The sequence below is a fragment of the Vibrio sp. SG41-7 genome, assembly GCF_014164465.1.
GTDB lineage: Bacteria > Pseudomonadota > Gammaproteobacteria > Enterobacterales > Vibrionaceae > Vibrio > Vibrio splendidus.
Map to the genome: position 1 here is coordinate 1 of NZ_JACJFF010000031.1, position 26,281 is coordinate 26,281.

A 26,281-nucleotide genomic window follows, 5' to 3' on the forward strand; every position below is an offset into this window, starting at 1 on the left:
AGCTGGTATCGATATCTACAACCTAACTAAGTACACGCGTTCGAACCAAAACACATGTATTAACCAACGTCCAACTGTACTTCCTGGTGAACCAGTTGCACGCGGTGATGTTCTTGCTGATGGTCCTTCAACTGACCTTGGTGAACTTGCTCTTGGCCAAAACATGCGTATCGCATTCATGCCTTGGAACGGTTACAACTTCGAAGACTCGATCTTAGTATCTGAGCGCGTAGTTCAAGAAGACCGTTTCACGACAATCCACATTCAAGAACTATCTTGTGTGGCTCGTGATACTAAGCTGGGTTCTGAAGAGATCACAGCTGATATTCCAAACGTAGGTGAGTCTGCTCTGTCTAAACTAGACGAGTCAGGTATCGTTTACATTGGTGCTGAAGTTAAGGGTGGCGACATCCTAGTTGGTAAAGTAACCCCTAAAGGTGAAACTCAACTGACTCCTGAAGAGAAGCTACTACGTGCTATCTTCGGTGAGAAAGCATCTGATGTTAAAGATACTTCTCTACGTGTACCAAACTCTGTTTCGGGTACTATCATCGATGTACAAGTCTTCACTCGCGATGGCGTAGAGAAAGACAAACGTGCACTTGAAATCGAACAGATGCAGCTTAAAGAAGCTAAGAAAGATCTAACTGAAGAGTTCCAAATTCTTGAGGGTGGCCTTCTTAACCGTGTTAAAGCTGTACTTCTGTCTGGTGGTTACTCTGAAGCTAAGCTTGATACTATCGGTCGTAAGCAATGGCTAGAGCAAGTTCTAGAAGACGATGCGCTACAAACACAGCTTGAGCAACTTGCTGAGCAGTGGGATGAGCTAAAAGCAGACTTCGATAAGAAGTTTGAAACTAAGCGTCGTAAAATCACTCAAGGTGATGATCTAGCGCCTGGCGTTCTTAAGATTGTTAAAGTTTACCTAGCTGTTAAACGTCGTATCCAGCCTGGTGATAAGATGGCCGGTCGTCACGGTAACAAAGGTGTAATCTCTAAGATTAACCCTGTTGAAGACATGCCATACGATGAGAAAGGTCAGCCTGTAGACATCGTACTTAACCCGCTGGGTGTACCATCGCGTATGAACATCGGTCAGATCCTAGAAGTTCACTTAGGTTTGGCTGCGAAAGGTATCGGTGACAAGATCAACCAAATGGTTAAGGAACAACAAGAACTGCATAAGTTCCGTGAGTTCCTACAAAAGGTTTATGATCTTGGTGATACTCGTCAGAAAGTTGATATTGCTGAACTGTCTGATGATCAAGTTCGTACACTGATTAAGAACCTACGTGGCGGTCTACCGATTGCTACTCCTGTGTTCGACGGTGCTTCTGAGTCTCTAATCAAAGAACTACTTAAACTGGGTGATCTGCCAGAATCTGGTCAGCTTAAACTGTTTGATGGTCGTACTGGTGATTCGTTTGAGCGTCCTGTAACTGTTGGTTACATGTACATGCTGAAACTGAACCACTTGGTTGATGACAAGATGCATGCTCGTTCAACTGGTTCTTACAGCCTAGTAACTCAGCAACCACTTGGTGGTAAAGCTCAGTTCGGTGGTCAGCGTTTCGGTGAGATGGAAGTATGGGCACTAGAAGCATACGGTGCTGCATATACTCTACAAGAAATGCTAACAGTTAAGTCGGATGACGTTAACGGCCGTACTAAGATGTATAAGAACATCGTAGATGGCAACCATAGCATGGAACCTGGCATGCCAGAGTCGTTCAACGTACTGTTGAAAGAGATTCGCTCGCTAGGTATCAACATCGAGCTAGAAGACGAAGAGTAATCCCTCTTTTTTATAAAGAAGATTGGATTACTTGGTAAAGGGGGCTCACTTTAGTCGGTGAGCTCCTTTAACTCCTTACAGGAGCTGAACGTGAAAGACTTATTAAACTTTCTAAAAGCACAGCATAAGACCGAAGAATTTGATGCAATCAAAATCGGTCTATCTTCACCAGACACGATCCGTTCGTGGTCTTTTGGTGAAGTTAAAAAGCCAGAAACAATTAACTATCGTACGTTCAAACCTGAACGTGATGGTCTGTTCTGTGCACGTATTTTTGGTCCAGTTAAAGACTACGAATGTCTTTGTGGCAAATACAAGCGCCTGAAGCACCGTGGTGTTATCTGTGAGAAGTGTGGCGTTGAAGTTACACAAACTAAAGTTCGTCGTGACCGTATGGGCCACATCGAGCTTGCTTCACCAGTTGCTCACATCTGGTTCCTAAAATCACTACCGTCTCGTATCGGTCTACTAATGGATATCCCTCTGCGTGATATCGAACGTGTTCTTTACTTCGAAATGTACGTAGTAACTGAACCGGGTATGACTGATCTAGAAAAATCTCAGATGCTTACTGAAGAAGAGTATCTGGATCGTCTAGAAGAGTGGGGTGACGAATTCACTGCTAAGATGGGTGCTGAAGCGATCAAAGATCTGCTTTCAACAATGGACCTTCATCAAGAAGTGGAAGAAATGCGCGAAGAGTTGGAAACAACTAACTCTGAAACTAAGCGTAAGAAAGTTACTAAGCGTTTGAAGCTAGTTGAAGCGTTCATCTCGTCAGGCAACAAGCCTGAGTGGATGATCCTAACTGTACTTCCAGTGCTACCGCCAGATCTTCGTCCTCTAGTACCTCTAGATGGCGGTCGTTTTGCGACTTCAGATCTGAACGACCTTTACCGTCGTGTGATCAACCGTAACAACCGTTTGAAGCGTCTTCTAGAGCTAGCGGCTCCAGACATCATCGTACGTAACGAAAAGCGTATGTTGCAAGAGTCTGTTGATGCCCTTCTAGATAACGGTCGTCGCGGTCGTGCGATCACAGGTTCTAACAAGCGTCCTCTGAAATCTCTTGCTGATATGATCAAGGGTAAACAAGGTCGTTTCCGTCAGAACCTTCTAGGTAAGCGTGTAGACTACTCTGGCCGTTCTGTAATCACAGTAGGTCCATACCTTCGTCTACATCAGTGTGGTCTTCCTAAGAAGATGGCACTTGAGCTATTTAAGCCGTTCATCTACAGCAAGCTAGAGACTCGTGGCATGGCTACGACAATCAAAGCTGCTAAGAAAATGGTAGAGCGCGAAGAAGCGATTGTTTGGGATATCCTAGACGAAGTTATCCGTGAACACCCAGTACTGCTTAACCGTGCGCCTACACTTCACCGTCTAGGTATCCAAGCGTTTGAACCAGTACTAATCGAAGGTAAAGCGATTCAGCTTCACCCACTAGTGTGTGCGGCATACAACGCCGACTTCGATGGTGACCAAATGGCTGTACACGTGCCTCTAACTCTAGAAGCACAGCTTGAAGCTCGTACCCTAATGATGTCGACGAATAACATTCTGTCGCCAGCATCAGGTGATCCGATCATCGTACCTTCTCAGGACGTTGTATTGGGTCTTTACTACATGACACGTGACAAGATCAACGTGAAAGGTGAAGGTATGTACCTTGCTGGCCCTGCTGAGGCTGAAAAGGCATACCGTACTAAGACTGCTGAGCTACATGCTCGCGTTAAAGTACGTATCACTGAAACAGTAGTAGATGAAGACGGCAATAGCACAACGAATACTGGCCTAGTAGATACGACTGTAGGTCGTGCAATGCTATGGCAGATCGTTCCTAAAGGCCTTCCGTACAGCATCGTTAACCAAAAGTTAGGTAAGAAGCAGATCTCTACTCTTCTTAACGAGTGTTACCGTAAGCTTGGTCTAAAAGATACAGTAGTATTTGCTGACCAAATCATGTACGCAGGTTTCGCATACGCGGCTCTTTCTGGTGTTTCTGTAGGTATCAACGATATGGTTGTTCCTCAAGCGAAATACGACGAGATTGAATCTGCTGAAGAAGAAGTTCGCGAAATCCAAGAGCAATTCCAATCTGGTCTTGTTACTGCGGGTGAGCGTTACAACAAAGTTATCGATATCTGGGCATCTACGAATGACCGCGTTGCGAAAGCAATGATGGATAACCTATCTTCTGAAACAGTTATTAACCGTGACGGCGAAGAAGAACAGCAAGAATCGTTCAACAGCATCTACATGATGGCCGACTCGGGCGCACGTGGTTCTGCAGCTCAGATTCGTCAGCTAGCAGGTATGCGTGGTCTGATGGCGCGTCCAGATGGTTCAATCATCGAAACGCCGATCACTGCGAACTTTAAAGAAGGTCTAAACGTCCTTCAGTACTTTATCTCAACGCACGGTGCTCGTAAGGGTCTTGCGGATACAGCACTGAAAACAGCAAACTCGGGTTACCTAACTCGTCGTCTAGTAGACGTTGCTCAAGACGTTGTAGTACACGAACATGACTGTGGCACGCATGAAGGTATCGACATGATGCCTCACATCGAAGGTGGTGACGTTAAAGTTGCACTTTCTGAGCTTGCTCTTGGTCGTGTTGTTGCTGAAGATGTTCTTAAGCCTGGTACTGAAGATGTACTGATTCCACGTAATACTCTGATTGATGAGAAGTGGTGTCAAATCATGGAAGACAACTCAGTAGATAGCATGAAAGTGCGCTCTGTTGTTACCTGTGATGCAGACTTCGGTTGTTGTGCACAGTGTTACGGTCGTGACCTAGCACGTGGTCACCTAGTGAACCAAGGTGAAGCAGTTGGTGTTATCGCTGCACAATCTATCGGTGAACCGGGTACACAGCTAACGATGCGTACGTTCCACATCGGTGGTGCGGCATCTACTGCAGCAGCAGAGAACAGCATCCAAGCTAAGACAACTGGTACTGTGAAGCTTCACAATGCTAAGTTCGTAACTAACAAAGATAAGAAACTGGTTATCACTTCTCGTGCATCTGAGATGACGATTATTGATGAGTTCGGCCGTACTAAAGAGAAGCACAAACTTCCTTACGGTTCGATGCTAACCAAAGGCGACAACGCAGCAGTTACTGCTGGTGAAGTTGTAGCTAACTGGGAAGCGCATACCATGCCAATCATCACTGAAGTGGCAGGTCGTATCCAATTCGTAGATATGATCGATGGTATTACAGTTTCTCGTAACACTGACGATCTAACGGGTCTTTCTTCAAGTGAAGTTACAGACGCAGCAGCTCGCCCAGCAGCAGGTAAAGATATGCGTCCAGCTATCAAACTTGTTGATGAGCAAGGTAACGACGTAATGATCCCTGGTACTGATATGCCAGCTCACTACTTCCTACCTGGCAAAGCGATTGTAAACATCGAAGATGGCGCTGAAGTTGGCATTGGTGACACACTATCTCGTATCCCTCAAAAATCGAGCGGAAACAAAGATATCACCGGTGGTCTACCACGCGTAGCTGACCTATTCGAAGCTCGTAAGCCTAAAGAGCCTGCGATCCTTGCTGAGCACACAGGTACTGTGTCTTTCGGTAAAGAAACGAAAGGTAAGCGTCGTCTAGTAATCACTCGTGAAGGCGGTGACGCTTACGAAGAGATGATTCCTAAGCATCGTCAATTGAACGTGTTCGAAGGTGAGAAGATTGAACGTGGTGATGTAATCGCCGACGGTCCTGAAACTCCACACGATATCCTGCGTCTACGTGGTATCCACGCAGTAACTCAGTACATCGCGAACGAAGTTCAAGAAGTTTACCGCTTACAAGGCGTAAAGATTAACGATAAGCACATTGAGACTATCGTTCGTCAAATGCTACGTAAGTGTACAATCACTCATTCTGGTGACTCTCCGTTCCTACCTGGCGAACAAGTTGAGTACCACAATGTTAAGATTGCTAACCGTAAGCTAGAAGCTGAAGGTAAAGAACTAGTACGTTTCGAACGTGATCTACTAGGTATTACTAAAGCATCTCTTGCAACTGAGTCATTCATCTCAGCTGCATCGTTCCAAGAAACGACTCGCGTACTAACAGAAGCTGCGGTTTCTGGTAAGCGTGATGACCTTCGCGGTCTGAAAGAGAACGTAATTGTTGGTCGTCTGATCCCTGCTGGTACTGGTTTCGCATACCACCAAGAGCGTCAAAAGCAACGTGAAGAAGAGCAAGAAGGTCCTTCAGCTGAACAAGCTACTGACAATCTAGCAGCACTTCTAAACGCTGGTTTCTCTTCAGAAGAGTAAGCTCTACGAGTAGTCTCTAAGAGATAAGAAAAGGCACCTTCGGGTGCCTTTTTTGTATCTGGCGTATAGGTGTTTAACGAGAGGTTTATAGATTAGAAGTTGATAGGTATGCTTGCTTACAGATTGCTTGGCTGGTGGACTTAGTCGATAGTACTTTCTCGAAGGCAGCTTGCGTGTTAACAGGGAGGCAGTTTAAGTGTTTACAGGAAGGCGCTGAGGATGAAACCGGTGAGAAGTGTTACGTCGGGTTATCTCAAAACATCAGGGTAGGGACGAACCAATAGGCTCTGGTAGAAGAGTTGGGTGTAACGCTACAGACAAAACAAAAAGCTTGCACAGAGGCAAGCTTAGAAGATGTTAAGCCATTAAGCTCCTGGTGGAACCGCTAGGCTGTCGGCAATTTGTTGTATCAGTTGGTCTTCAACCGCAAACCTAGCCTCAAGAATCTCACCTACGAGTGACAGTTCACTATCAAAGCTTTCTAATGTATCACTAGCTTCAATGGCGGCGTACTTGTCGGTGAAGTTGAGCAGAGGGTCCGTGGTAAGGACGATATGACCATAAGACTGGTTGATTTCGTCTGTTGCTTTGAAGCCAGTAGACTGCCATCTGTCCATCACCATGTCATAGATTTTGAAATGACCTTCGGAGATGTAATCAACAAGATGTTGGCTGAATTTTTGGAGTTCTTCTGGAGAAGGCAGTTCAGTGATTGCAGTTGCTTTCGACGATGAAGGCTGTAGAGCGGCAAGCTTACAATACTCAACGATTAGAGACTGTCGAGTTTCGAGCCAATGATCGATGACCTCATTAGAGCCACCCCATTGTTCTTGTATTTGTTTGAATTTATTTAGCATGACCATGTCCTCATGATCTGATCACAACCTTGTGATCAAGTAATTGCCTAAGCAAGGTCCATTTATTGGTATCTACTAAAAGTAATAGTTTGAATTATTCTCTGCTACAACTCTAGTATGAAATTAGATTGCCAGTAAAATGAACGAACTGCAAGCAATGAGGCATAGGGATGTTAAAAAAAAGTGATAACAAAATGACAGAGCAAGCTTATTGGTGCGTCGTTTCAGGTAGTGATATTTGGGTTAATAATGATCAGTTTCCTTATGGCTCAGCTGAAGAGCTAGGGCTGAGTGTCGAGCATGCAATCTGTATTGGTCAGCATCAAGGTCGTAAGGTGTATTGGCTCAACGATTGTGATGTTGAGAGTGAACTGACCATGATAAACCTACGTGAGTTATTGCACTGGCCTGAATCGAGTTTTCTGACAGCAAGCAAAGCCATCCAGTATGGGCACATGACGCAAAGTATGCGTTTTTGTCCTCAGTGTGGCGGTCGTAATCACCTCAACCATAATCAGGTGGCGATGCAATGCGGAGACTGCCGAACACTTCATTATCCTCGCATCTTCCCGTGCATCATTGTCGCTGTACGAAACGACAACAAGATATTGCTTGCACAGCATCCAAGACATAAAACAGGTATGTATACCGTGATAGCGGGCTTCCTAGAGGTTGGAGAGACCTTAGAGCAGTGCGTGGCAAGAGAAGTCAAAGAAGAGACAGGCATCGATGTCAGTAATATTCGTTACTTTGGCAGCCAGCCATGGGCGTTTCCGTCGAGTATGATGATGGCCTTTCTGGCAGATTATGCTGGTGGTACGCTTAAACCCGATTACAGTGAACTGTCGGATGCCCAATGGTTTGATGTAACAAGCCTGCCTGATGTAGCTCCAGTAGGAACGATTGCGAGACAATTGATTGAGAAAACTGTGGGTGACGTGATGAAAGATGGTGTGACGGAGCAGACGATAGAGTACTAATTTACCTATGATAGTATTTGGCCTATAGGTGGTCAAAAGCTAAAAAAAACCCTCCACAAGTGGAGGGGGTAAGTAAGATGTCGTTATGAGATGCTGAGTAGTGACTACTCAGATGTTATAATTGTAATTTTCGCTAGCGAACAAATTTTTAACATGCTCCTGCAATTGGGTGCAAATTAAGCATTGATTTAAAAGTTAATAACTTGATCTAGGTTGCAAAGCACACAGCTTTTACCCTTCAATCAGTGTTAGAATACTTGCCATCAAAACTAGACAAGATTGAATTGGAATTTACGGAATGACCGAATTAAAAAACGATCGCTATTTACGCGCACTTTTAAAACAGCCTGTTGATTACACACCAGTATGGATGATGCGCCAAGCTGGCCGCTATCTTCCAGAGTACAAAGCAACGCGCGCTGAAGCGGGCGATTTCATGTCTTTGTGCAAAAACGCTGAACTGGCATCAGAAGTAACACTTCAACCTTTACGTCGTTTCCCGCTTGATGCGGCAATCTTGTTCTCTGACATCCTAACTATCCCTGATGCAATGGGCTTAGGCTTGTACTTTGAAACTGGTGAAGGTCCTAAGTTTGAACGTCCTATCACATGTAAAGCTGACGTAGAGAAGATTGGCCTACCTGATCCAGAAGGCGAGCTTCAATACGTAATGAATGCTGTTCGTCAGATCCGTAAAGATCTGAAAGGCGAAGTGCCATTGATTGGTTTCTCTGGTAGCCCTTGGACACTGGCAACTTACATGGTTGAAGGCAGCAGCTCGAAGGCGTTTACTAAGATCAAGAAGATGATGTACGCAGAGCCACAAACACTGCATTTACTTCTAGATAAGCTGGCTGACACCGTTATTGAATACCTGAACGCGCAAATTAAAGCGGGTGCACAATCGGTAATGGTATTCGACACATGGGGTGGTGTACTTACTCCGCGTGACTACAACCTGTTCTCACTACAGTACATGCACAAAATTGTCGATGGCCTAATCCGTGAAAACGAAGGTCGCCGTGTACCGGTTACTCTGTTCACTAAGAACGGTGGCATGTGGCTAGAATCTATCGCAGCGACTGGCTGTGATGCGGTGGGCCTAGACTGGACAATCAATATTGCGGATGCAAAAGCGCGTATTGGCGATAAAGTGGCTCTACAAGGCAACATGGACCCATCAGTGCTTTACGCACAACCTGAGCGTATTCGTGAAGAAGTCGGCACTATCCTTGAAGGTTTTGGTGACGGCGGTACTGGTCACGTATTTAACCTTGGCCATGGTATTCACCTAGATGTGCCACCAGAGAATGCTGGTGTATTTGTGGACGCAGTTCATGACCTATCTAAGCCATACCATAAGTAATTAAGATATGTTTTCAAAGCCCCTAGATATGTTAACTAGGGGCTTTTTTGTTTGTGCTGTTGGCATTTTATTCTTATCGTTAGTTAGTTTTCTACTATGCTGAACATAACAACCTCTAACGGAAAGTTTTATGTTTAGACTTAGGTATTTATTCTTTACGCTATTGTTGCTCTTACTTGGCTGTGCTTCCGACGTTTCTACTGATTATGATTCGTCAGTCAGCTTCGCAGGCTTTAAAACTTATCAATATGATGAACCCAAGCAATCACCTTTAACACTTGATGCTGCTCGAATTAAAAAAGCCGTAGATGAAGAAATGAAGTTCCGAGGAATCAGTTTCTTAGAGAGTGATGCACAACTTACGGTTTATTACGAAATTCTTGAGGAATCCGAGTTACTTGCTGATGGGCCTACTTTTAGCTTTGGTTTCGGAACTGGGAGTATCAACAACGTCTATGGAGCAGGAGTTAGCACCCCCACTCGTGTTAAAGAGAAAAAGTATGGAAAACTGAGTATTAGCATAGTTGAAACTCAGTCCAACGATGTGATTTGGCGTTCCATATCTCAAAGACAACTCACGGAGACAATGGACACGGAAGACCGGAATGAGTTTATCTTAGATCAAGTGAAACAAATGTTCGAAGACTATCCCGTTCCTTCTTCGAATGTCGAATAACAAGGCTAATAGCCTTTATCAAAATCGATGACATGGTTCAGTTTAAAGCCATCTCGCCACTGTTGGTAATTCTCGGCGAAGATCTCTACCGCCTGCCTTGGCTCACTCAGCGCTGCAATGTGCGGGGTGATGGTCACTTGCGGTAATGTCCAGAAAGGGTGCTCCTGCGAGAGGGGCTCACTTTCAAACACATCCAAGAAAGCATGCTCAACCCACTTATTCTTAATCGCAAGCAGCAAGGCTTTGTTATCTAAGCTCTCTCCTCTTCCAACATTAAACAGCAGCACATTCGAGCAGTAACCTAAGGTCGTTTGATTGAGTAATTGATAGGTTTCAGTTGTTGATGGCAAGGTGTTGACCACAATATCCGCTTGCTTAAGGGCAGCCTCTATCTCATTGATGTGGAAAGTGTCTTTAAAGGTCTCTTGCTTTGATGGGATGCCGGTACGGTTGACTCCAATGGTATGAATACCAAAGGCAGCTGCGGTTTTCGCTAAATGACTTCCGATTGAACCGGTTCCTAAAATCACCATGGTTTTGTCAGTTAGGCTAGCATATAGCTGTGGCTGCCAGCTTCGTTGTGCTTGTTGCTGGTGGTAGTGAGGGAAGTGTCTACAGTGGCTGATCGTGTAACCTAACACGTATTCAGCAATCGCAGGGCCGAAGATGCCTTTGACGTTGGTCAGCGTATAATCTTGACGAAGATCCGGCTGAGTGAGTTTATTGATTCCTGCGTAGGTACTTTGCACCCAGTCTAGATGTTTAAACTCATTAAGTCGCTCCGCGATTAAAGGAGGAGAAGCCAGCACGATCTCAGCTAATTCGGGGTTTTGAGTGATTTCGAGGTCAGGTAACCCTTGGTTTAGAATCAGTTGCGTATAAGTATCGTCATGCTCAGTAAGAATATAGAGCTTATTCGTAAAATTGTTCATCGGCCTACCTTTTCCATCCTAGGTTTATCAAGTACACTTTCGCTGTCTTTTTCTGCAATTATTGAGTGACTATGCTTCAGAATCCACTGCAGGTTCGTCTAGAAAAGTTAGAACCTTGGCAACAAATTACCTTTATGGCGTGTCTATGTGAGCGTATGTACCCTAACTATGCCATGTTTTGTGAGAATACAGAATTTGCGGAAGCTCGAATCTATCGTGATGTTTTGGATAGCATTTGGGAAATCTTAACCGTTAAAACGGCAAAGGTGAATTTTGAGCGTCAGCTTGAGAAAGTCGAAGAGCTATTCCCAAGTGGAGATGATTTTGATTTCTACGGTGTTTACCCTGCGATGGACGCGTGCCAAGGCTTAGCAACGTTAATCCATGGCTTACTTGACCGTGAGCATCTGCTTGAAACTGTAATTAAAGTGAGTCAACAATCGGTGAAGACGGTTGCTGAGCTTGAGTTTGCTCAAGGCGCTGAAGAAGTGACAAACGAAAACCAGAAAGAAAACGAAGCGGTGTGTGAAGAGTGGGACGTTCAGTGGGCCATCTTCCGACCTCTACGTGAAACGACTGAGCGTGACCTAGAGCTGATCAAAGATCTACGCCACGAACTGCGTGAAGACCCAGTAAGTAACATTGGTGTAGCGTTATAATTCGCTATCGCATCAAAGTACGAATAAAAACAAAGGCTCCCTAGGGAGCCTTTGTTGTATCTGACGTTATCAAATTGAGATTAAGCGTCTTTTTTGTCTTCTTTTTGAACCCTGTCTTCATCCGCTGACTTTGAGTCTGAGGTGTCGTTGTCTGTTAGAGTTTTTTCCTCTAGCTCGTCCTCTTCATCGCGGTTTTCGATAACACCGTGTGTTTCTTTCCACTGTTCCCAACGCTGAAATGCCAGTTCTTGCATGTCAGTCGTCTTATCTGCCTCGTCGACGATCTCTTCGCCCACTAGGTGCTCAAAGATATCTTCTAGGGTGATGATGCCCTGAATCGTACCGTACTCGTCAACTACTAAGGAAAGCTGCAGGCGGTTTGCCATCATTTGGTCAAAGGCTTTAGCCAAGCCCATGTTGTTCAGCAACACGTGGATAGGGCGCATTACTTCACCCAGAGCTTTCTCGCCACAACCCGCCTGTTGCAATCTAAACAGCTCTAGACGGTGTACAAAACCAATGATGTTGTCAGTTTGCTCGCTGTAAACTAATGGGCGCGAGAATGGTGTGTCTTTGTGCTGCTCTAGGAACGTATTCACGCTCATTTCGGCATCGACGCGGAATACAACAGGGCGCGGTGTCATCACCTGCGTCACAGGCACATCTTGAATGCCTAATAGGTTGCTCAGAATTTTTGATTCGCCTTCAGCAAACTCACCACTCTCTTTTGCCAAAATAGCCATTGCAGACAGCTCATCACGCATTTTTGGTGCTTGGTGGCCACGAGCAAGACGTTTGGTGATCTGTTCTGAGAACCAGACAAACGGTGTTAGAAAGAAAACCATCCAGCGAAGTACGTTTGATGATGCTGGAGCCAGTTGACGCCAGTAGGTTGCACCAATAGTTTTTGGAACAATCTCAGACAAAACCAAAATACCCAAAGTCAGTACGGCAGAGAATACACCTAACCATTGGCTACCAAAAACCACAGCCGCTTGTGCACCTGCCGTCGCAGCACCGATTGTGTGCGCGATGGTGTTGAGCGTTAAAATTGACGCGAGCGGGCGGTCAATGTCTGTTTTCAGTTTGTCTAAAGACTCTGCTGCAGGGTGCCCATTTTGTTTTAGTTGAGCAATGTAGCTCGGACTAATACTCAAAAGTACAGCTTCTAAAACAGAACAAATGAAAGAAACTCCAATAGCAATGGAGACGTAAATAGTTAGCAGCAGCATGTTTGCCCTTAAATTAAATTGTACGCTTTAACAGCGATTCAGCGTGGATTATAGAGATAAAGTAGTGGCTAGGTCATCATTAATTTGCCTCTCAGCCCCTTTTAAACAAGGGCTTACTCAATAAAATCAGTAACAAATTGTGAGTTATTACTCATATTATGGCTAAAACTACGGCATTAGAGCTAAAGATCGACGACAAACCTTTGCCAGATGGGGCATTTATGTTTTAGAGTAAATTGAATTCAAAAATACAAAGAAGGGAAACCTAAAATGAACAAGACTCAATTAATCGACTTTATTGCTGAAAAAGCGGACCTTTCTAAAGCACAAGCTAAAGCTGCTCTAGAAGCGACTCTTGGTGGTGTTACAGATGCTCTTAAAGATGGCGATCAAGTTCAGCTAATTGGTTTTGGTACTTTTAAAGTAAACCACCGTGCAGCTCGCACTGGTCGTAACCCAAAAACTGGTGATGAGATCCAAATCGCTGCTGCAAATGTTCCAGCATTTGTTGCAGGTAAAGCGCTGAAAGATTCAGTGAAATAATCTAACCTGTACCGAGGTAGTCGTATTCCACCTCGGTACAGGTTTTTATGAAAAAAGCATTTCTTCTCGTTTCACTATTATCTACATTCCTCATTGGCTGTTCATCGACCAGTCCCAGCAAAAACCTAGAGCAATTTGAAACTCACACCGGCGGCCAAGTCATGGGCGACGCGACAAGTTTTTACTGGGTTACTAATAAACTAACACAACCTCATTCTTCAGCTGACTATGTCACTGTCGGCGATTACGGCTGGTACCAAACTGACTATGCTTGGTCGGAAGGTATACTTCGTGAATTCGTTCGTGAAGGCGAACAGCGTAATTCATCGAATAAGTTGGTGCCTTATCGTGTTCATGTGCGTTTCAACAAGTCAGGCGAGGCTGTGTATCAGCAGTATCGTATTGACAGCAAAATCTTACCTATCCAAGCCAAGCAGCTTGAAAACTATCAGAAAGAAGCGACGTCGGTTCTAGAGACCACAACGAAGCAGCATGATGAAGGGCTTAGGCTGATTCAGGGTTACTGGAATGGCAGCTCTTTTAAAACGTGCGCTGGTGGTGAGTTTGATCGCATTGAATTTAACCAGACCTTACCAGGCTTCGTGATTGACCGATTGGCGTCTGTGGAAAGCTATGCGGCGTTTCTTGGCAGTGACTTACTCGGTAAGATGAGCGTAGAAGAATTACTGATGCTGGCTGAAGACAGTCATGATTGTGTCGTAAGGCCATCGTTGCTGAAAGAATAGAAAGCAATCAAAGAATCAAGAGTATTTGGCCTACTGTAGGCTAAGTGCTTATTTGCCTGTACAAATACAGTTTCTTGTATAGATGAGATAATAAAAAGGCGCCTATTGAGGCGCCTTTTTCTGTTATTCACTTGCTGTCATTTGCTTACTGTTATTGGAAAGTAAGCGAGCAACAAGATTGTTTACTGCTCTTGTTCGCGCGCAATCGCACGGTAACCAATGTCATTGCGGTGGAGCATACCATTCCAGCTAACTTGCTTCGTCAACGCGTAAGCGCGCTCTTGAGCCTCAGAAACCGTATTGCCCAGTGCTGTTGCACAAAGTACACGACCGCCGTTTGTCACAACATCACCAGTTTCGTTATTTGTCGTACCCGCGTGGAAAACCTTTTGGCCTTCAACTTCGCTGGTTGGTAGTGAAATAACGTCACCTTTTGCGTAGTCAGCAGGGTAACCGCCAGCTGCAAGAACAACGCCGATAGAAGCGCGTGGATCCCACTTCGATTCTGCTTCGTCGAGCTTCTCGTCGATAGCCATTAGGCAAAGTTCAACAAGGTCTGACTCCATACGCATCATGATAGGTTGCGTTTCAGGGTCGCCGAAGCGGCAGTTGTATTCGATAACTTTAGGTGTGCCGTCAGCATCGATCATTAGGCCAGCGTAAAGGAAACCTGTGTAAGGTGCACCTTCCGCGTCCATGCCACGTACCGTTGGGTAGATAACTTCTTCAAGGATACGGTTGTGGATTTCTGGAGTTACAACCGGCGCAGGAGAGTAAGCACCCATGCCGCCCGTGTTAGGCCCTGTGTCTTTGTCGCCAACACGTTTGTGATCTTGGCTGGTGGCCATAGGAAGTACGCTAGAACCGTCAACCATTACGATGAAGCTTGCTTCTTCGCCTTCAAGGAACTCTTCGATAACCACGCGGCTGCCTGCTTCGCCAAAGGCGTTGCCCGCTAGCATATCTTTGATTGCGTCTTCTGCTTCTTCAAGGGTCATCGCAACGATAACGCCTTTACCCGCGGCAAGACCGTCAGCTTTCACTACGATTGGAGCACCTTGCTCGCGAACATAAGCGATAGCGGGCTCAATCTCAGTGAAGTTTGAGTAGTAACCCGTTGGGATATCATGACGAGCTAGGAAGTCTTTGGTGAATGCTTTAGAGCCTTCAAGCTGTGCTGCCGCTTGAGTTGGGCCAAAGATTGGTAGGCCAACTTCACGGAATACATCAACCACACCGATAACCAATGGTGCTTCAGGGCCCACGATAGTCAGTTCGATTTTTTTATCTTGAGCAAACGCGACTAAACCAGCGATGTCTTCAACGCCGATGTTTACGTTCTCTAGTTTCGGCTCAAGTGCAGTACCTGCGTTACCTGGAGCAATGAATACTGTTTCAACGTTTGGGTTTTGTGCCGCTTTCCAACCAAGTGCATGCTCACGACCGCCGGCACCAATAATAAGTACATTCATTTTATTTATCCTTTGATAGCTGCGCCATATTGTTAATCTCTGCGTCGAGCTTGCTCATTTATAGTTATAAACTCCGCGAGCTCTCCTTGACCTTATCAATATGGCTTTGCTCTAAAATGAAAAATTTCTAAAACTAAGAGTATTTCAAATTAGCTAAATTAAATAAGTTTTGCTCAAAGTAGTTGGTGATGTGGCTAGGCAGCAATTGAGCCCATCCCCGGGAGCATAACTCGCTATGTGACCGGGGTGGGCGAAAGCAGCTAACGACGCCACAGTGCCAAATACGAAGAGGAAATTAGTGGCGGAAGTGACGCATGCCCGTAAAGATCATCGCCATGCCGTGTTCGTCTGCTGCAGCGATAACTTCGTCATCACGCATAGAGCCGCCCGGTTGGATAACACACTTGATACCAGCTTCTGCTGCCGCGTCGATACCGTCACGGAATGGGAAGAATGCATCTGATGCCATCACACAACCTTCAACCTGTAGACCTTCGTCTGCCGCTTTAATGCCTGCGATCTTCGCTGAGTAAACGCGGCTCATTTGGCCAGCGCCAACACCAACCGTCATGTCACCCTTAGAGTAAACGATCGCGTTAGATTTAACGTACTTCGCTACTTTCCAGCAGAATAGAGCATCTTTTAGCTCTTCAGCCGTTGGTTGACGCTTAGAAACTACTTTTAGGTCGTCTTCAGAAACCATGCCTTGGTCGCGGTCTTGCACTAGTAAACCGCCGTTAACGCGTTTCACGTCAAAACCAGTTGTCTTCGTTGTCCACTCACCACACTCAAGCAGGCGAAGGTTTTTCTTAGCCGCTACGATTGCTACTGCTTCAGCAGAAACAGATGGTGCAATGATAACTTCAACGAATTGACGCTCAGTGATAGCCGTTGCTGTTGCCGCGTCTAGTTCACGGTTGAATGCGATGATGCCGCCAAATGCAGATGTTGGGTCTGTTTTGAATGCGCGGTCGTAAGCTTCTAGGATGTCTTCACCTAGTGCAACACCACATGGGTTAGCGTGCTTAACAATCACACATGCTGGCTGGTCGAACTCTTTCACACATTCAAGAGCTGCGTCAGTGTCAGCGATGTTGTTGTAAGAAAGTGCTTTGCCTTGGATTTGGCGAGCCGTTGAAACTGACGCTTCTTCAGGGTTTGCTTCAACGTAGAATGCTGCTGCTTGGTGGCTGTTTTCACCGTAGCGCATGTCTTGCTTCTTCTCGAACTGTTGGTTGAATGTGCGAGGGAATTTAGACTCTTCGTCGCCTTCCTTGTTCTCACCGTAGCTAGGAACCATAGTACCGAAGTAGTTTGCGATCATGCCGTCGTAAGAAGCCGTGTGTTCGAATGCTGCTATAGCGAGGTCGAAGCGAGTCTCTAGAGTTAGAGATTTCTCGTTCGCGTCCATTTCAGCCACAACACGCTCGTAGTCGTGTGCGTTTACAACGATCGTTACGTCTTTGTGGTTTTTAGCGGCAGAGCGAACCATTGTAGGGCCACCGATGTCGATATTCTCAACAGCGTCAGCAAGGGTACAACCTTCTTTAGCAACGGTTTCTGCGAATGGGTATAGGTTTACAACAACCATATCGATAGGGTTGATACAGTGAGTTTCCATCACGTCATCATCTTGGCCACGACGGCCTAGAACACCACCATGAACTTTTGGGTGCAGAGTCTTAACACGGCCATCCATCATTTCTGGGAAACCAGTGTAGTCAGATACTTCTGTAACAGAGATGCCTTTTTCAGCAAGCAGGCGAGCAGTGCCACCGGTAGATAGGATATCTACACCACGGTTAGCAAGAGCTTGTGCAAATTCAACGATACCAGTTTTGTCTGATACGCTGATGAGAGCGCGGCGAATTGGACGAGCGTTATTCATGCTTCCATCTTCCTCAAATTCATGGGGTTAAAATAAAGATATTTGCCAAAAAAGAACTTGTTTCTATCTTCTTAGCGTGGATTATCTTAGATACCAGTAAGAGATAAAATATTGGCCAGTTTTGGTAAAGACCTTTTGGGTTAGTCTTATGATTAAGCTATAAGATAACCAACTCCAAATTTGATGGCGCAGATTCTAACTAATTTATTACAAAAAAGCTCGCGCAATCGTTTGGCATCTCAAAATTAATTATGAAAAGTGCCATTTCAGCCTGAAAAGTAACGATAAGGTTAATTGTGGAATGGACGGAACAGTAGGAAAAAACATGTTTCAGATCGGTGAATTAGCGAAACGATGCGGTGTGACAGCCGATACCTTACGATTTTATGAGAAGAATAACCTGATCGCGCCAGCCAGTCGCAGTGAGTCGGGTTATCGCCTATATGATGAAAATAACCAGAAACAGGTGACGTTTATTCTCAAATCTAAAGCGTTGGGACTGAGTCTGGACGAGATTAAAGAATTGCTTGAGATTCGTCTCGAAGCCACACAGCACAGTTGCGCTGAAGTGAAATCAATTACCTCAGCAAAACTAGAGATGATCGATGAGAAGATTTCCGAGTTAACCAAGATTCGCACTGCACTTAAAAAGATCAATGATGCGTGTTGTGGCCACGTAGACGACGATGCAAGCCATTGTTCTATTCTGGCAGCCTTGGATTCAGCAAACGTTGATAAAGAGCGCTGCTGTCGCACTGGAGAGTAATTAGCCACCTGTCACGGATCGACAAGCCAAAAAAAAGCCAAACTCAAAAAATGAGCTTGGCTTTCCATTCAATAAATTACGAAAGAACGATTAGTTCATGCCGTATTTTTTAAGTTTCTTGCGAAGAGTACCGCGGTTAATACCCATCATGGTTGCTGCGCGAGTTTGGTTACCGCGAGTGTACTGCATGATAGTGTCTAGTAGTGGCTGTTCAACTTCAGCTAATACTAATTCGTATAACTCGCTGACTTCTTGACCGTTTAATTGAGCAAGGTAATTTTTCAATGATGCTTTAACTGAGTCACGTAGTGGTTTCTGCGTGATTTGGTCTTGTGATGTAACTGTAGTTACTGTCAATGCTTCTGAAGTCAGATTTTGTTCGAACATATTCGGTCTAGCTCTTCTCGTAATTATGGTGCAACGTTATCAAAAAAACCTTCTAGCGCTTCAAGCTGCAGATCACCTGCTTCGAATGCGTTGAAGGTACGGCGAAACTCACTCGCTTGTTCATGTTCTTTTAGGTACCAACCCACATGCTTACGAGCAATTCGGGGGCCTAAAAACTCGCCATAAAACTCATGTAGAGCGTTCACATGACCAAGCATGATGTCTTTCACTTCCGAAATCGGGAGCGGGTCCATCGTGGTGCCGTTTTCCAAATAGTGTAGGATTTCGTTAAAAATCCAAGGACGTCCTTGGGCAGGTCGACCTATCATTAAAGCATCAGCACCGGTGTACTCCAGCACAAACTTCGCTTTTTCCGGGCTATCGATATCACCGTTAGCGATAACCGGAATAGATACTGCTTGTTTCGCTGCTTTAATGTGTTTGTATTCTGCCTCACCTTTGTACATACAAGCGCGAGTTCTCCCATGAAGGGCAAGAGCTTGTATGCCGCAGTCTTCGGCTATTTTCGCGATTTGAACACAGTTTCTGTTGTCTGTGTCCCAGCCTGTGCGCGTTTTCAACGTTACTGGAACGTCGACAGCATTTACCACCGCTTTCAGAATATCTTCAATGAGTTCTGGATGCTGCAGTAGGGCTGAGCCCGCAAGCTTCTTATTTACTTTTTTGGCTGGACACCCCATGTTGATATCGATGATTTGCGCACCGTTATCGACATTAAATTGAGCAGCCTCGGCCATAAGCTGTGGATCTGCACCAGCGATTTGTACTGAACGAATGCCCGATTCGCCTTCATGTACCATACGCTGCTGAGACTTTGACGTTTTCCAAACTTTAGGATTGGAGGACATCATTTCACTGACTGCCATCCCCGCACCGTAACGAAGACACAACTCACGGAATGGTCTATCCGTTACGCCAGCCATAGGAGCGACGATTAGATTGTTCTTAAGTTGATAATTTCCGATTTTCAAAAATGTCATCACAGTTCTGTACCAGCAAGGGCGCGCATTTTACGCATTTTTTCGCTGCGTGAAAAGACTAATATTTGAGCATTTACAATTTGTTTTTGTAATTTGTTTAAATTTCAGTCAATTAGCGCTCAAAGTCTTACCTAGCCTTGCTTCTGACCTGAGATTCGACACCATTCTTGTTGTTCAATGATCGGATCAATGTGAAGCTCATCACGATAATAAGTCGCAACATCTTCCGCTTGTGTATCTAAAACACCCGACATCGCAAGTACACCATTTGGCTTAACTAGGCCTTTAATGATGCCAGAAAGGTCGCGTAATGGACCTGCAAGGATGTTGGCAACAACAACGTCGGCAAGCAAACCTTCCGGTTGATCTTGTGGTAAGAACACTTCTAGTTGCTCTGCCACGCCATTGCGTTGTGCGTTGTCTTTTGATGCAAGCAGGGCTTGAGGATCAATGTCGATCCCGATAACTTTTGCCGCGCCAAGTTTGATCGCAGCGATCGCTAGGATGCCTGAACCACAACCGAAATCGATCACGGTTTTGCCTGTAAGGTCTAAGCCTTCAAGCCACTCAAGACACAATGCCGTTGTCGGGTGAGTACCAGTACCAAATGCAAGACCGGGATCCAGCATTACGTTTACAGCGTCAGGTTCAGGGATATCGCGCCAGCTCGGGCAGATCCATAAACGCTCACCAAACTTCATTGGGTGGAAGTTGTCCATCCATTCACGTTCCCAATCCTTGTCTTCAATTTGCTCTACTTTATGAGCAAAGTCTGCAGGGAACATGTTGCTTGCTTTAATCTGCGCTAGAACGACACCAGTATCAGTCTCAGCGTCGTAAAGCGCGAGAATGTCAGTATCACCCCAAAGGCGAGTTTCACCCGGCAGAGGCTCAAATACAGGAGTATCTTGTGCATCCAGGAAAGTTACGGAAAGAGCACCAGTCTCTTCCATTAACATGTCGCCGATTTGTTCGGCATTTTCATTGGTCGCATTAAGCTTGATTTGAATCCAAGGCATGGCTGCATCTTCTATATGAGAAAAATTGGATGGGGAGTCTAGCAGAAAATATGAGCAAATTCATCAAAACACCGCGGATTATAAGAGGGATTATTGATTGATTTTTGCGAGTGTTTAAAAACAAAAATGCCCACCGAAGTGAGCATTTATTACTGTTCTACAGAGAACGTATTATGGAAGACCTGCTTCTGTTGCAGACCAAGCTTCTATTGCAGACCAAGCTTCTTCTCAAGGTAGTGGATGTTTGCACCACCGTGTTGGAAGTTTTCGTCGTTCATAATCGCTAATTGCAGCTCAGTATTGACGTTGATACCTTCAACAATCATTTCTGCTAGTGCGTTCTTCATACGTGCAATCGCTACGTCACGGTTCTCACCGTAAGTGATCAGCTTGCCGATCATTGAATCGTAATGCGGTGGTACTGTGTAGCCAGTATAGATGTGAGATTCCCAACGAACACCCATACCACCTGGAGCATGGAAGCGCGTGATCTTACCTGGAGATGGTAGGAAACGAACTGGATCTTCAGCATTGATACGACATTCGATTGAGTGGCCGCGCAGCTTAATATCATCCTGTGTGAATGATAGAGGCTGACCAGCAGCAATGCGAAGTTGCTCTTTCACTAGATCGATACCCGTTACCATTTCAGTAATCGTGTGCTCAACCTGAATACGAGTGTTCATTTCGATGAAGTAGAACTCACCGTTCTCGTATAGGAATTCAAATGTACCTGCGCCGCGGTAACCAATCTCAAGACATGCACGAGTACAACGGTCGCCGATGTATTTACGCATTTCTTCAGTGATACCAGGTGCTGGCGCTTCTTCCACAACTTTCTGGTGACGACGCTGCATTGAACAGTCACGCTCACCTAGGTGGATAGCATTACCTTGGCCATCTGCAAGCACTTGTACTTCAATGTGACGTGGGTTTTCTAGGAATTTTTCCATGTAAACCATGTCGTTATTGAAACATGCTTTTGCTTCAGCACGCGTCATCGCGATAGCTTCTGTTAGTTCTGCTTCAGAACGAACAACACGCATACCACGACCGCCGCCGCCGCCAGATGCCTTGATGATAACTGGGAAGCCAATGCGCTTAGCGTGCGCTTTGTTTTTCGCTTCGTCGTCGTCAAGAGGGCCGTCAGAACCTGGTACACAAGGTACGCCAGCTTTCTTCATTGACGTGATAGCTGACACTTTGTCACCCATCATGCGAATGGTTTCAGCTTTAGGGCCAACAAAGATAAAGCCACTGCGCTCTACCTGTTCTGCAAAGTCTGCATTTTCAGATAGGAAGCCGTAGCCAGGGTGAACAGCTACTGCACCGGTAACTTCAGCTGCGCTGATGATACGAGGGATGTTCAGGTAGCTATCGATACCGCGAGCTGGACCAATACAAATGGTTTCGTCAGCAAGAAGTACGTGCTTAAGATCACGGTCAGCGGTTGAGTGAACCGCTACCGTTTTGATGCCAAGCTCTTTACATGCTCGCAGAATACGCAGTGCAATTTCACCACGGTTCGCGATTACTAATTTATCTAACATAATAAGTGCTCTCTATTATTCGATAATTACTAGAGCTTGGTCGAATTCTACTGGTTGACCGTCTTCAACTAGGATTGCTGTTACAACACCAGACTTATCAGCTTCGATTTGGTTCATCATTTTCATTGCTTCAACGATACATAGAGTTTCGCCAGCAGTTACAGATTGACCAACCTTAACGAATGGTTTTGCATCTGGGCTTGGAGCGCCGTAGAAAGTACCAACCATTGGAGAAAGAACTTGGTGACCAGCTGGAACTGCAGGAGCTGCTGCTGCTTCTGCTGCTACAGGTGCCGCCGCAGGTGCTGCTGCCGCTACAGGAGCTGGAGCCGCTGCATATTGAATAGGCGCTGCAGATACAGGGCTGTTACGACTGATTCGTACTGACTCTTCACCTTCAGAGATTTCTAGCTCAGAAATACCAGACTCTTCAACCAATTCGATTAGCTTTTTGATTTTGCGAATATCCATTGTTTCTTTCTCTTTATCTGTTGATTGAACTTACTCTTTGACTGAGTAGGTTAGTAATAGTTCGTTGTTTTTATTTACTTTGCGTTGAGCTTGTTGAGCGCAGCCGTCAAAGCAAATTGATAACCTTGGGCACCTAAGCCACAAATCACACCTTCTGCTTTATCAGATAGGTAAGAGTGGTGACGGAATGGTTCACGTGCGTGAACATTCGATAGGTGAACCTCAATAAATGGGATAGCAACACCAAGTAGTGCATCACGCAACGCCACACTGGTATGTGTAAAGGCCGCTGGGTTGATAATAATGAAATCAACATTTTGATAAGCACTATGGATAGCTTCAATCAGTTCATACTCACGATTTGACTGTAAGTGAGACAGCTCAACATCTTGTGTTTTCGCTTGCTCGGTCAATGAGCTAATAATCTGGTCAAGTGTTTGAGAACCGTAGTGTGCAGGCTCTCTAAGGCCTAACAGGTTAAGGTTTGGGCCATTTAAAACTAGAATGCGAAACTTTGTAGACATTGTGGGGCTATCTTCCTTTATCGTGTTTACGAATGTGAATGTTGCCATTTTATTGAAAATTTGGGGTTAATTTCCAGTAAGAAAAACCCAAATTTAAAAATTAGAACCAGATTATAGCTAATTCAGCGCAAATCGCAGCAATTTACTGGTCTAATCTCCTATAAGTACAGCATGGAATTGTTATCAACTTAACAAAAAACCACGATTGCTTTAATTTTATCGAAGATATTTGAGATCAAGATCGGCCATAAAAAAACCGCCACATAGGTGACGGTTTCGTTATGGCCTGTTTCAAACAGTGACTAGCTAATGTGACGGGTTGCTTATGCCAGTTCTGCTTTCTCTGCAATCAGTTTATCAACCACGCTTGGGTCGGCCAGTGTCGAGGTATCACCTAGATTTCCAGTATCGCCGGTGGCAATTTTACGCAGGATACGACGCATGATCTTACCCGAACGAGTTTTTGGCAGAGAGTCTGTCCAATGCAGGACATCTGGCGTTGCAATAGGACCAATCTCTTTACGTACCCAGTCTTTGACTTCTTTATGAAGCTCTGCGGTTGGGAACTCACCATCATTCAACGTGATGTAAGCGTAAATGGCTTGGCCTTTAATATCATGAGGAATACCGACAATCGCGGCCTCAGCAATTTTATCAAACGCCACTAGAGCGGATTCAATCTCAGCGGTACCCATACGGTGACCAGATACGTTAAGCACGTCATCAACACGGCCAGTAATCCAGTAGTAACCGTCTTCATCACGGCGAGCACCATCACTAGTGAAGTACATGCCTTTAAAGGTCGAGAAGTAAGTTTGTTCGAAGCGGTCATGATCGCCATGTACGGTACGCATTTGTCCCGGCCAAGAGTCAAGAATCACAAGGTTGCCGTCTGTTGCACCCTCAATGATGTTACCCATGTTATCAACCAGCGCGGGCTGTACACCGAAGAATGGGCGAGTCGCTGACCCCGGTTTTAGGTCTGTTGCGCCCGGCAGTGGTGAGATTAAGATACCGCCCGTTTCTGTTTGCCACCATGTATCGACAATCGGAGACTGCTCATTACCAATTGTTTTGTAGTACCACTCCCACGCTTCTGGGTTGATAGGTTCACCTACCGAGCCCATGACTCTTAGGCTGTCACGAGAAGTACCTTCAACCGCTTCATTGCCTTTCGCCATCAAAGCGCGAATCGCTGTTGGTGCAGTATAAAGAATATTAACTTGATGCTTATCGACCACTTCACTCATGCGGCTGGTGTTCGGGTAATTAGGCACGCCTTCGAATAGGATTGTTTTTGCGCCATTGGCAAGCGGCCCGTAAACAAGGTAAGTGTGACCGGTAATCCAGCCTACATCCGCTGTACACCAGAAGGTTTCGCCTTCTTGGTAATCGAATACGTATTTGAAGGTCATGGCTGCATAAACAAGGTAACCACCTGTGGTGTGCATAACACCTTTAGGTTTGCCCGTTGAGCCTGATGTATAAAGAATGAATAGTGGATCTTCCGCATTCATCTCTTCTGGTGGGCAATCTGCCGATACATTAGCAATAGCATCATGCCACCAAACATCACGGTGTTCGTGCCAAGCAACATCGCCGCCAGTGCGTTTGAATACGACAACCTTCTCGATGTTCTTCACTTCAGGGTTAGTCAGTGCTTCATCGACGTTTTTCTTCAGTGGAACAGCACGGCCGCCACGCACGCCTTCATCGGCAGTGATAACGACTTTAGAATTTGAATCGATAATACGACCAGACAGAGCTTCTGGTGAGAAACCACCAAATACGACTGTGTGGACTGCACCGATACGGGTACATGCCAGCATGGCAACAGCAGCTTCTGGAACCATTGGCATGTATAAACAAACCACATCGCCTTTACGTACGCCTTGCTCTTTCAGAGCATTAGAAAACAGGCACACTTCTTTGTGTAGTTCGTTAAAGGTTAGGGTTTTATCATCAGCAGGGTCATCGCCTTCCCAGATGATAGCGACTTCATCACCACGCTCAGCAAGGTGGCGGTCGATACAGTTAGCCGAAACGTTAAGCGTGCCATCTTCAAACCAGCGAATATCAATGTGGCCTGGGTCGAAAGAAGTATTTTTTACCTGTGTGAAAGGTTTAATCCAATCAACGATTTTTCCGTGTTCACCCCAAAAGCCTTCAGGGTCAGAAACAGATTGCTGGTACATGGCTAGGTAAGTGTCATTATCCGCGTGTGTGGTTGATTTAATATTTTCTTTTACCGGATAAACGTGGGCTTCACTCATTGCATCTCTCCTTGTGCCTACATTCTTAATGAACTGGCAACTTCCTTTGTGTTCAGTTTCTAAGTCTATTACAGGACCGTCGTTGTGCTATCACTCTCGGCTAGGACGGCGATTTCCACAATTAGACTTTAGGATGAGACGCCGCTTTTCACTTACAGAATAGCGAGTTAAGTTCATTTTTGCGATATTGCTCTCTATGTAGAGAGGCAATGGTTGAATTAAGAATAAGAAGAGTTGAAACGAGGTAAATCACCGTGTTTAAGGCGAACAAAGATCAGGGCGGCGGAGATAGCATCTTGTAATGCATCATGTTTATTGACCGGGATAGGTAGATCCAGCTGGCGACAGATGGCGTCCATACTGAGATCGAAATAGGCATTGGGTAGCTGTCTTTCGAGTTTTTCTTGATAGAGCTGGCTCACTTCGACTAACCGGTTAGGCAGTGGAAATCCGAGTTGTTTTAAACAGGCGCGGTCGAGAATTTTCTTGTCATAGCGGATGTGATAGCCAACTAAAGGGCGATTTCCGATGAAGTTCAGTAGCTCAATTAGGGCTTGTTTCTCTTCTATACCGTGCTTTAGATCTTGATGGCGAATGCGGTGGATTTTGATGGAATTGCAATCGAGCGACTGAGGTGCTCTGAGTCGAACTTCAAAAGGTTGGCTGGTAATGATTCGGTTACCGATGATCTTTGTCGCGGCAATAGTGACTAATTCCGCCTGATTAGGGTCGAGGCTGGTGGTTTCACAATCGAGCGATACATATTCATTATGTGTAGGCGTAGCAAACAGAGGCTGATAAGCAGAGCCTTTGAGCTTGTGACGCCAGTAATAACGAACCAATCTATTCAT

The 26,281-nt window shown here is 45.4% G+C and carries 22 protein-coding genes; 9 read left to right on the forward strand and 13 right to left on the reverse strand.

The features are described 5' to 3' along the window. Both rpoB and rpoC read left to right on the forward strand, forming a co-directional pair. The coding region (gene rpoB, locus H5300_RS10685) for a DNA-directed RNA polymerase subunit beta (protein ID WP_182795956.1) at positions 1 to 1,795 on the forward strand (1,795 nt) is incomplete at its 5' end. A 90-nt stretch (positions 1,796 to 1,885) separates the two neighbouring features. Next, complete coding sequence (gene rpoC / locus H5300_RS10690) at positions 1,886 to 6,088, forward strand: DNA-directed RNA polymerase subunit beta' (protein ID WP_004729767.1); 4,203 nt, start codon at positions 1,886 to 1,888, stop codon at positions 6,086 to 6,088. Between the two features lie 365 nt (positions 6,089 to 6,453). Here the strand turns inward: rpoC and rsd are convergent, their stop codons facing one another. After that, positions 6,454 to 6,951, reverse strand: coding sequence for a sigma D regulator (gene rsd / locus H5300_RS10695; RefSeq protein WP_182795957.1), 498 nt, complete (start codon positions 6,949 to 6,951; stop codon positions 6,454 to 6,456). Between the two features lie 164 nt (positions 6,952 to 7,115). Between rsd and nudC the strand changes: the two genes are divergently transcribed. From nudC to H5300_RS10710, 3 genes are all read left to right on the forward strand, one after another. After that, entirely contained in the window at positions 7,116 to 7,925 is an 810-nt protein-coding gene (nudC, locus tag H5300_RS10700; RefSeq protein WP_102534882.1) for an NAD(+) diphosphatase, read from the forward strand. A 298-nt stretch (positions 7,926 to 8,223) separates the two neighbouring features. Then, a complete protein-coding gene (gene hemE / locus H5300_RS10705) occupies positions 8,224 to 9,291 on the forward strand; it encodes a uroporphyrinogen decarboxylase (RefSeq protein ID WP_004729761.1) in 1,068 nt (355 codons plus the stop codon). A 130-nt stretch (positions 9,292 to 9,421) separates the two neighbouring features. Next, positions 9,422 to 9,967, forward strand: coding sequence for a DUF4136 domain-containing protein (locus H5300_RS10710; RefSeq protein ID WP_065682711.1), 546 nt, complete (start codon positions 9,422 to 9,424; stop codon positions 9,965 to 9,967). 5 nt (positions 9,968 to 9,972) lie between these two features. Here H5300_RS10710 and H5300_RS10715 read toward each other — a convergent pair whose 3' ends face one another. After that, positions 9,973 to 10,899, reverse strand: a complete 927-nt coding sequence (locus H5300_RS10715) for a D-2-hydroxyacid dehydrogenase (protein WP_182795958.1) — start codon at positions 10,897 to 10,899, stop codon at positions 9,973 to 9,975. Between the two features lie 71 nt (positions 10,900 to 10,970). Here H5300_RS10715 and H5300_RS10720 point away from each other — a divergent pair, with 71 nt between their 5' ends. Then, on the forward strand, positions 10,971 to 11,558 hold the full coding sequence (locus H5300_RS10720) for a YjaG family protein (protein WP_004729756.1): 588 nt from the start codon (positions 10,971 to 10,973) through the stop codon (positions 11,556 to 11,558). A gap of 80 nt (positions 11,559 to 11,638) precedes the next feature. Here H5300_RS10720 and H5300_RS10725 read toward each other — a convergent pair whose 3' ends face one another. After that, the gene (locus H5300_RS10725; protein WP_108086623.1) at positions 11,639 to 12,790 is read right to left on the reverse strand and encodes a CNNM domain-containing protein; all 1,152 of its coding nucleotides are present in this window, start codon (positions 12,788 to 12,790) and stop codon (positions 11,639 to 11,641) included. Between the two features lie 270 nt (positions 12,791 to 13,060). Here H5300_RS10725 and hupA point away from each other — a divergent pair, with 270 nt between their 5' ends. Together hupA and H5300_RS10735 are read left to right on the forward strand one after the other, a co-directional pair. Beyond that, positions 13,061 to 13,333 carry a nucleoid-associated protein HU-alpha gene (hupA, locus tag H5300_RS10730; protein WP_004729753.1) on the forward strand — a complete coding sequence of 91 codons (273 nt, stop codon included), beginning with the start codon at positions 13,061 to 13,063 and terminating at the stop codon, positions 13,331 to 13,333. Between the two features lie 47 nt (positions 13,334 to 13,380). Continuing rightward, positions 13,381 to 14,079 (forward strand): DUF1481 domain-containing protein, encoded by a 699-nt coding sequence (locus H5300_RS10735; protein ID WP_004729751.1) that lies wholly within the window; start codon positions 13,381 to 13,383, stop codon positions 14,077 to 14,079. 182 nt (positions 14,080 to 14,261) lie between these two features. Here the strand turns inward: H5300_RS10735 and purD are convergent, their stop codons facing one another. Together purD and purH are read right to left on the reverse strand one after the other, a co-directional pair. After that, positions 14,262 to 15,551: a phosphoribosylamine--glycine ligase gene (gene purD, locus H5300_RS10740; RefSeq protein ID WP_182795959.1), complete on the reverse strand. Its 1,290-nt coding sequence runs from the start codon at positions 15,549 to 15,551 to the stop codon at positions 14,262 to 14,264. A gap of 295 nt (positions 15,552 to 15,846) precedes the next feature. Then, the gene (purH, locus tag H5300_RS10745; protein ID WP_182795960.1) at positions 15,847 to 17,439 is read right to left on the reverse strand and encodes a bifunctional phosphoribosylaminoimidazolecarboxamide formyltransferase/IMP cyclohydrolase; all 1,593 of its coding nucleotides are present in this window, start codon (positions 17,437 to 17,439) and stop codon (positions 15,847 to 15,849) included. Between the two features lie 325 nt (positions 17,440 to 17,764). Here purH and zntR point away from each other — a divergent pair, with 325 nt between their 5' ends. Next, positions 17,765 to 18,205, forward strand: a complete 441-nt coding sequence (gene zntR, locus H5300_RS10750; RefSeq protein WP_171308893.1) for a Zn(2+)-responsive transcriptional regulator — start codon at positions 17,765 to 17,767, stop codon at positions 18,203 to 18,205. A 90-nt stretch (positions 18,206 to 18,295) separates the two neighbouring features. Here zntR and fis read toward each other — a convergent pair whose 3' ends face one another. The 8 genes from fis to H5300_RS10790 all read right to left on the reverse strand — a co-directional run bounded on the left by fis (position 18,296) and on the right by H5300_RS10790 (position 26,281). Further along, positions 18,296 to 18,592, reverse strand: a complete 297-nt coding sequence (gene fis, locus H5300_RS10755; protein WP_004729744.1) for a DNA-binding transcriptional regulator Fis — start codon at positions 18,590 to 18,592, stop codon at positions 18,296 to 18,298. 23 nt (positions 18,593 to 18,615) lie between these two features. Next, positions 18,616 to 19,584, reverse strand: a complete 969-nt coding sequence (gene dusB / locus H5300_RS10760) for a tRNA dihydrouridine synthase DusB (RefSeq protein ID WP_004729742.1) — start codon at positions 19,582 to 19,584, stop codon at positions 18,616 to 18,618. A 140-nt stretch (positions 19,585 to 19,724) separates the two neighbouring features. Continuing rightward, a complete protein-coding gene (prmA, locus tag H5300_RS10765) occupies positions 19,725 to 20,612 on the reverse strand; it encodes a 50S ribosomal protein L11 methyltransferase (protein ID WP_017083825.1) in 888 nt (295 codons plus the stop codon). A 206-nt stretch (positions 20,613 to 20,818) separates the two neighbouring features. Then, positions 20,819 to 22,162 carry an acetyl-CoA carboxylase biotin carboxylase subunit gene (gene accC / locus H5300_RS10770; protein ID WP_182795961.1) on the reverse strand — a complete coding sequence of 448 codons (1,344 nt, stop codon included), beginning with the start codon at positions 22,160 to 22,162 and terminating at the stop codon, positions 20,819 to 20,821. Between the two features lie 15 nt (positions 22,163 to 22,177). Next, on the reverse strand, positions 22,178 to 22,633 hold the full coding sequence (gene accB / locus H5300_RS10775; protein WP_108152077.1) for an acetyl-CoA carboxylase biotin carboxyl carrier protein: 456 nt from the start codon (positions 22,631 to 22,633) through the stop codon (positions 22,178 to 22,180). A 74-nt stretch (positions 22,634 to 22,707) separates the two neighbouring features. Beyond that, positions 22,708 to 23,157: a type II 3-dehydroquinate dehydratase gene (gene aroQ, locus H5300_RS10780; RefSeq protein ID WP_004729735.1), complete on the reverse strand. Its 450-nt coding sequence runs from the start codon at positions 23,155 to 23,157 to the stop codon at positions 22,708 to 22,710. Between the two features lie 323 nt (positions 23,158 to 23,480). Beyond that, positions 23,481 to 25,430, reverse strand: a complete 1,950-nt coding sequence (gene acs, locus H5300_RS10785) for an acetate--CoA ligase (protein WP_004729734.1) — start codon at positions 25,428 to 25,430, stop codon at positions 23,481 to 23,483. A gap of 218 nt (positions 25,431 to 25,648) precedes the next feature. Then, positions 25,649 to 26,281, reverse strand: coding sequence for a 3'-5' exonuclease (locus tag H5300_RS10790; RefSeq protein WP_182795962.1), 633 nt, complete (start codon positions 26,279 to 26,281; stop codon positions 25,649 to 25,651).

Coding starts and splice junctions, on each gene's coding strand:
- hemE (WP_004729761.1), top strand. CDS start 8,224: ATGACCGAATTAAAAAACGATCGCTATTTACGCGCACTTTTAAAACAG.
- H5300_RS10725 (WP_108086623.1), bottom strand. CDS start 12,790: ATGCTGCTGCTAACTATTTACGTCTCCATTGCTATTGGAGTTTCTTTC.
- acs (WP_004729734.1), bottom strand. CDS start 25,430: ATGAGTGAAGCCCACGTTTATCCGGTAAAAGAAAATATTAAATCAACC.
- rsd (WP_182795957.1), bottom strand. CDS start 6,951: ATGGTCATGCTAAATAAATTCAAACAAATACAAGAACAATGGGGTGGC.
- hupA (WP_004729753.1), top strand. CDS start 13,061: ATGAACAAGACTCAATTAATCGACTTTATTGCTGAAAAAGCGGACCTT.
- H5300_RS10715 (WP_182795958.1), bottom strand. CDS start 10,899: ATGAACAATTTTACGAATAAGCTCTATATTCTTACTGAGCATGACGAT.
- zntR (WP_171308893.1), top strand. CDS start 17,765: ATGTTTCAGATCGGTGAATTAGCGAAACGATGCGGTGTGACAGCCGAT.
- H5300_RS10790 (WP_182795962.1), bottom strand. CDS start 26,281: ATGAATAGATTGGTTCGTTATTACTGGCGTCACAAGCTCAAAGGCTCT.
- nudC (WP_102534882.1), top strand. CDS start 7,116: ATGTTAAAAAAAAGTGATAACAAAATGACAGAGCAAGCTTATTGGTGC.
- purH (WP_182795960.1), bottom strand. CDS start 17,439: ATGAATAACGCTCGTCCAATTCGCCGCGCTCTCATCAGCGTATCAGAC.
- H5300_RS10720 (WP_004729756.1), top strand. CDS start 10,971: ATGCTTCAGAATCCACTGCAGGTTCGTCTAGAAAAGTTAGAACCTTGG.
- prmA (WP_017083825.1), bottom strand. CDS start 20,612: ATGCCTTGGATTCAAATCAAGCTTAATGCGACCAATGAAAATGCCGAA.
- purD (WP_182795959.1), bottom strand. CDS start 15,551: ATGAATGTACTTATTATTGGTGCCGGCGGTCGTGAGCATGCACTTGGT.
- H5300_RS10710 (WP_065682711.1), top strand. CDS start 9,422: ATGTTTAGACTTAGGTATTTATTCTTTACGCTATTGTTGCTCTTACTT.
- aroQ (WP_004729735.1), bottom strand. CDS start 23,157: ATGTCTACAAAGTTTCGCATTCTAGTTTTAAATGGCCCAAACCTTAAC.
- accC (WP_182795961.1), bottom strand. CDS start 22,162: ATGTTAGATAAATTAGTAATCGCGAACCGTGGTGAAATTGCACTGCGT.
- H5300_RS10735 (WP_004729751.1), top strand. CDS start 13,381: ATGAAAAAAGCATTTCTTCTCGTTTCACTATTATCTACATTCCTCATT.
- fis (WP_004729744.1), bottom strand. CDS start 18,592: ATGTTCGAACAAAATCTGACTTCAGAAGCATTGACAGTAACTACAGTT.
- accB (WP_108152077.1), bottom strand. CDS start 22,633: ATGGATATTCGCAAAATCAAAAAGCTAATCGAATTGGTTGAAGAGTCT.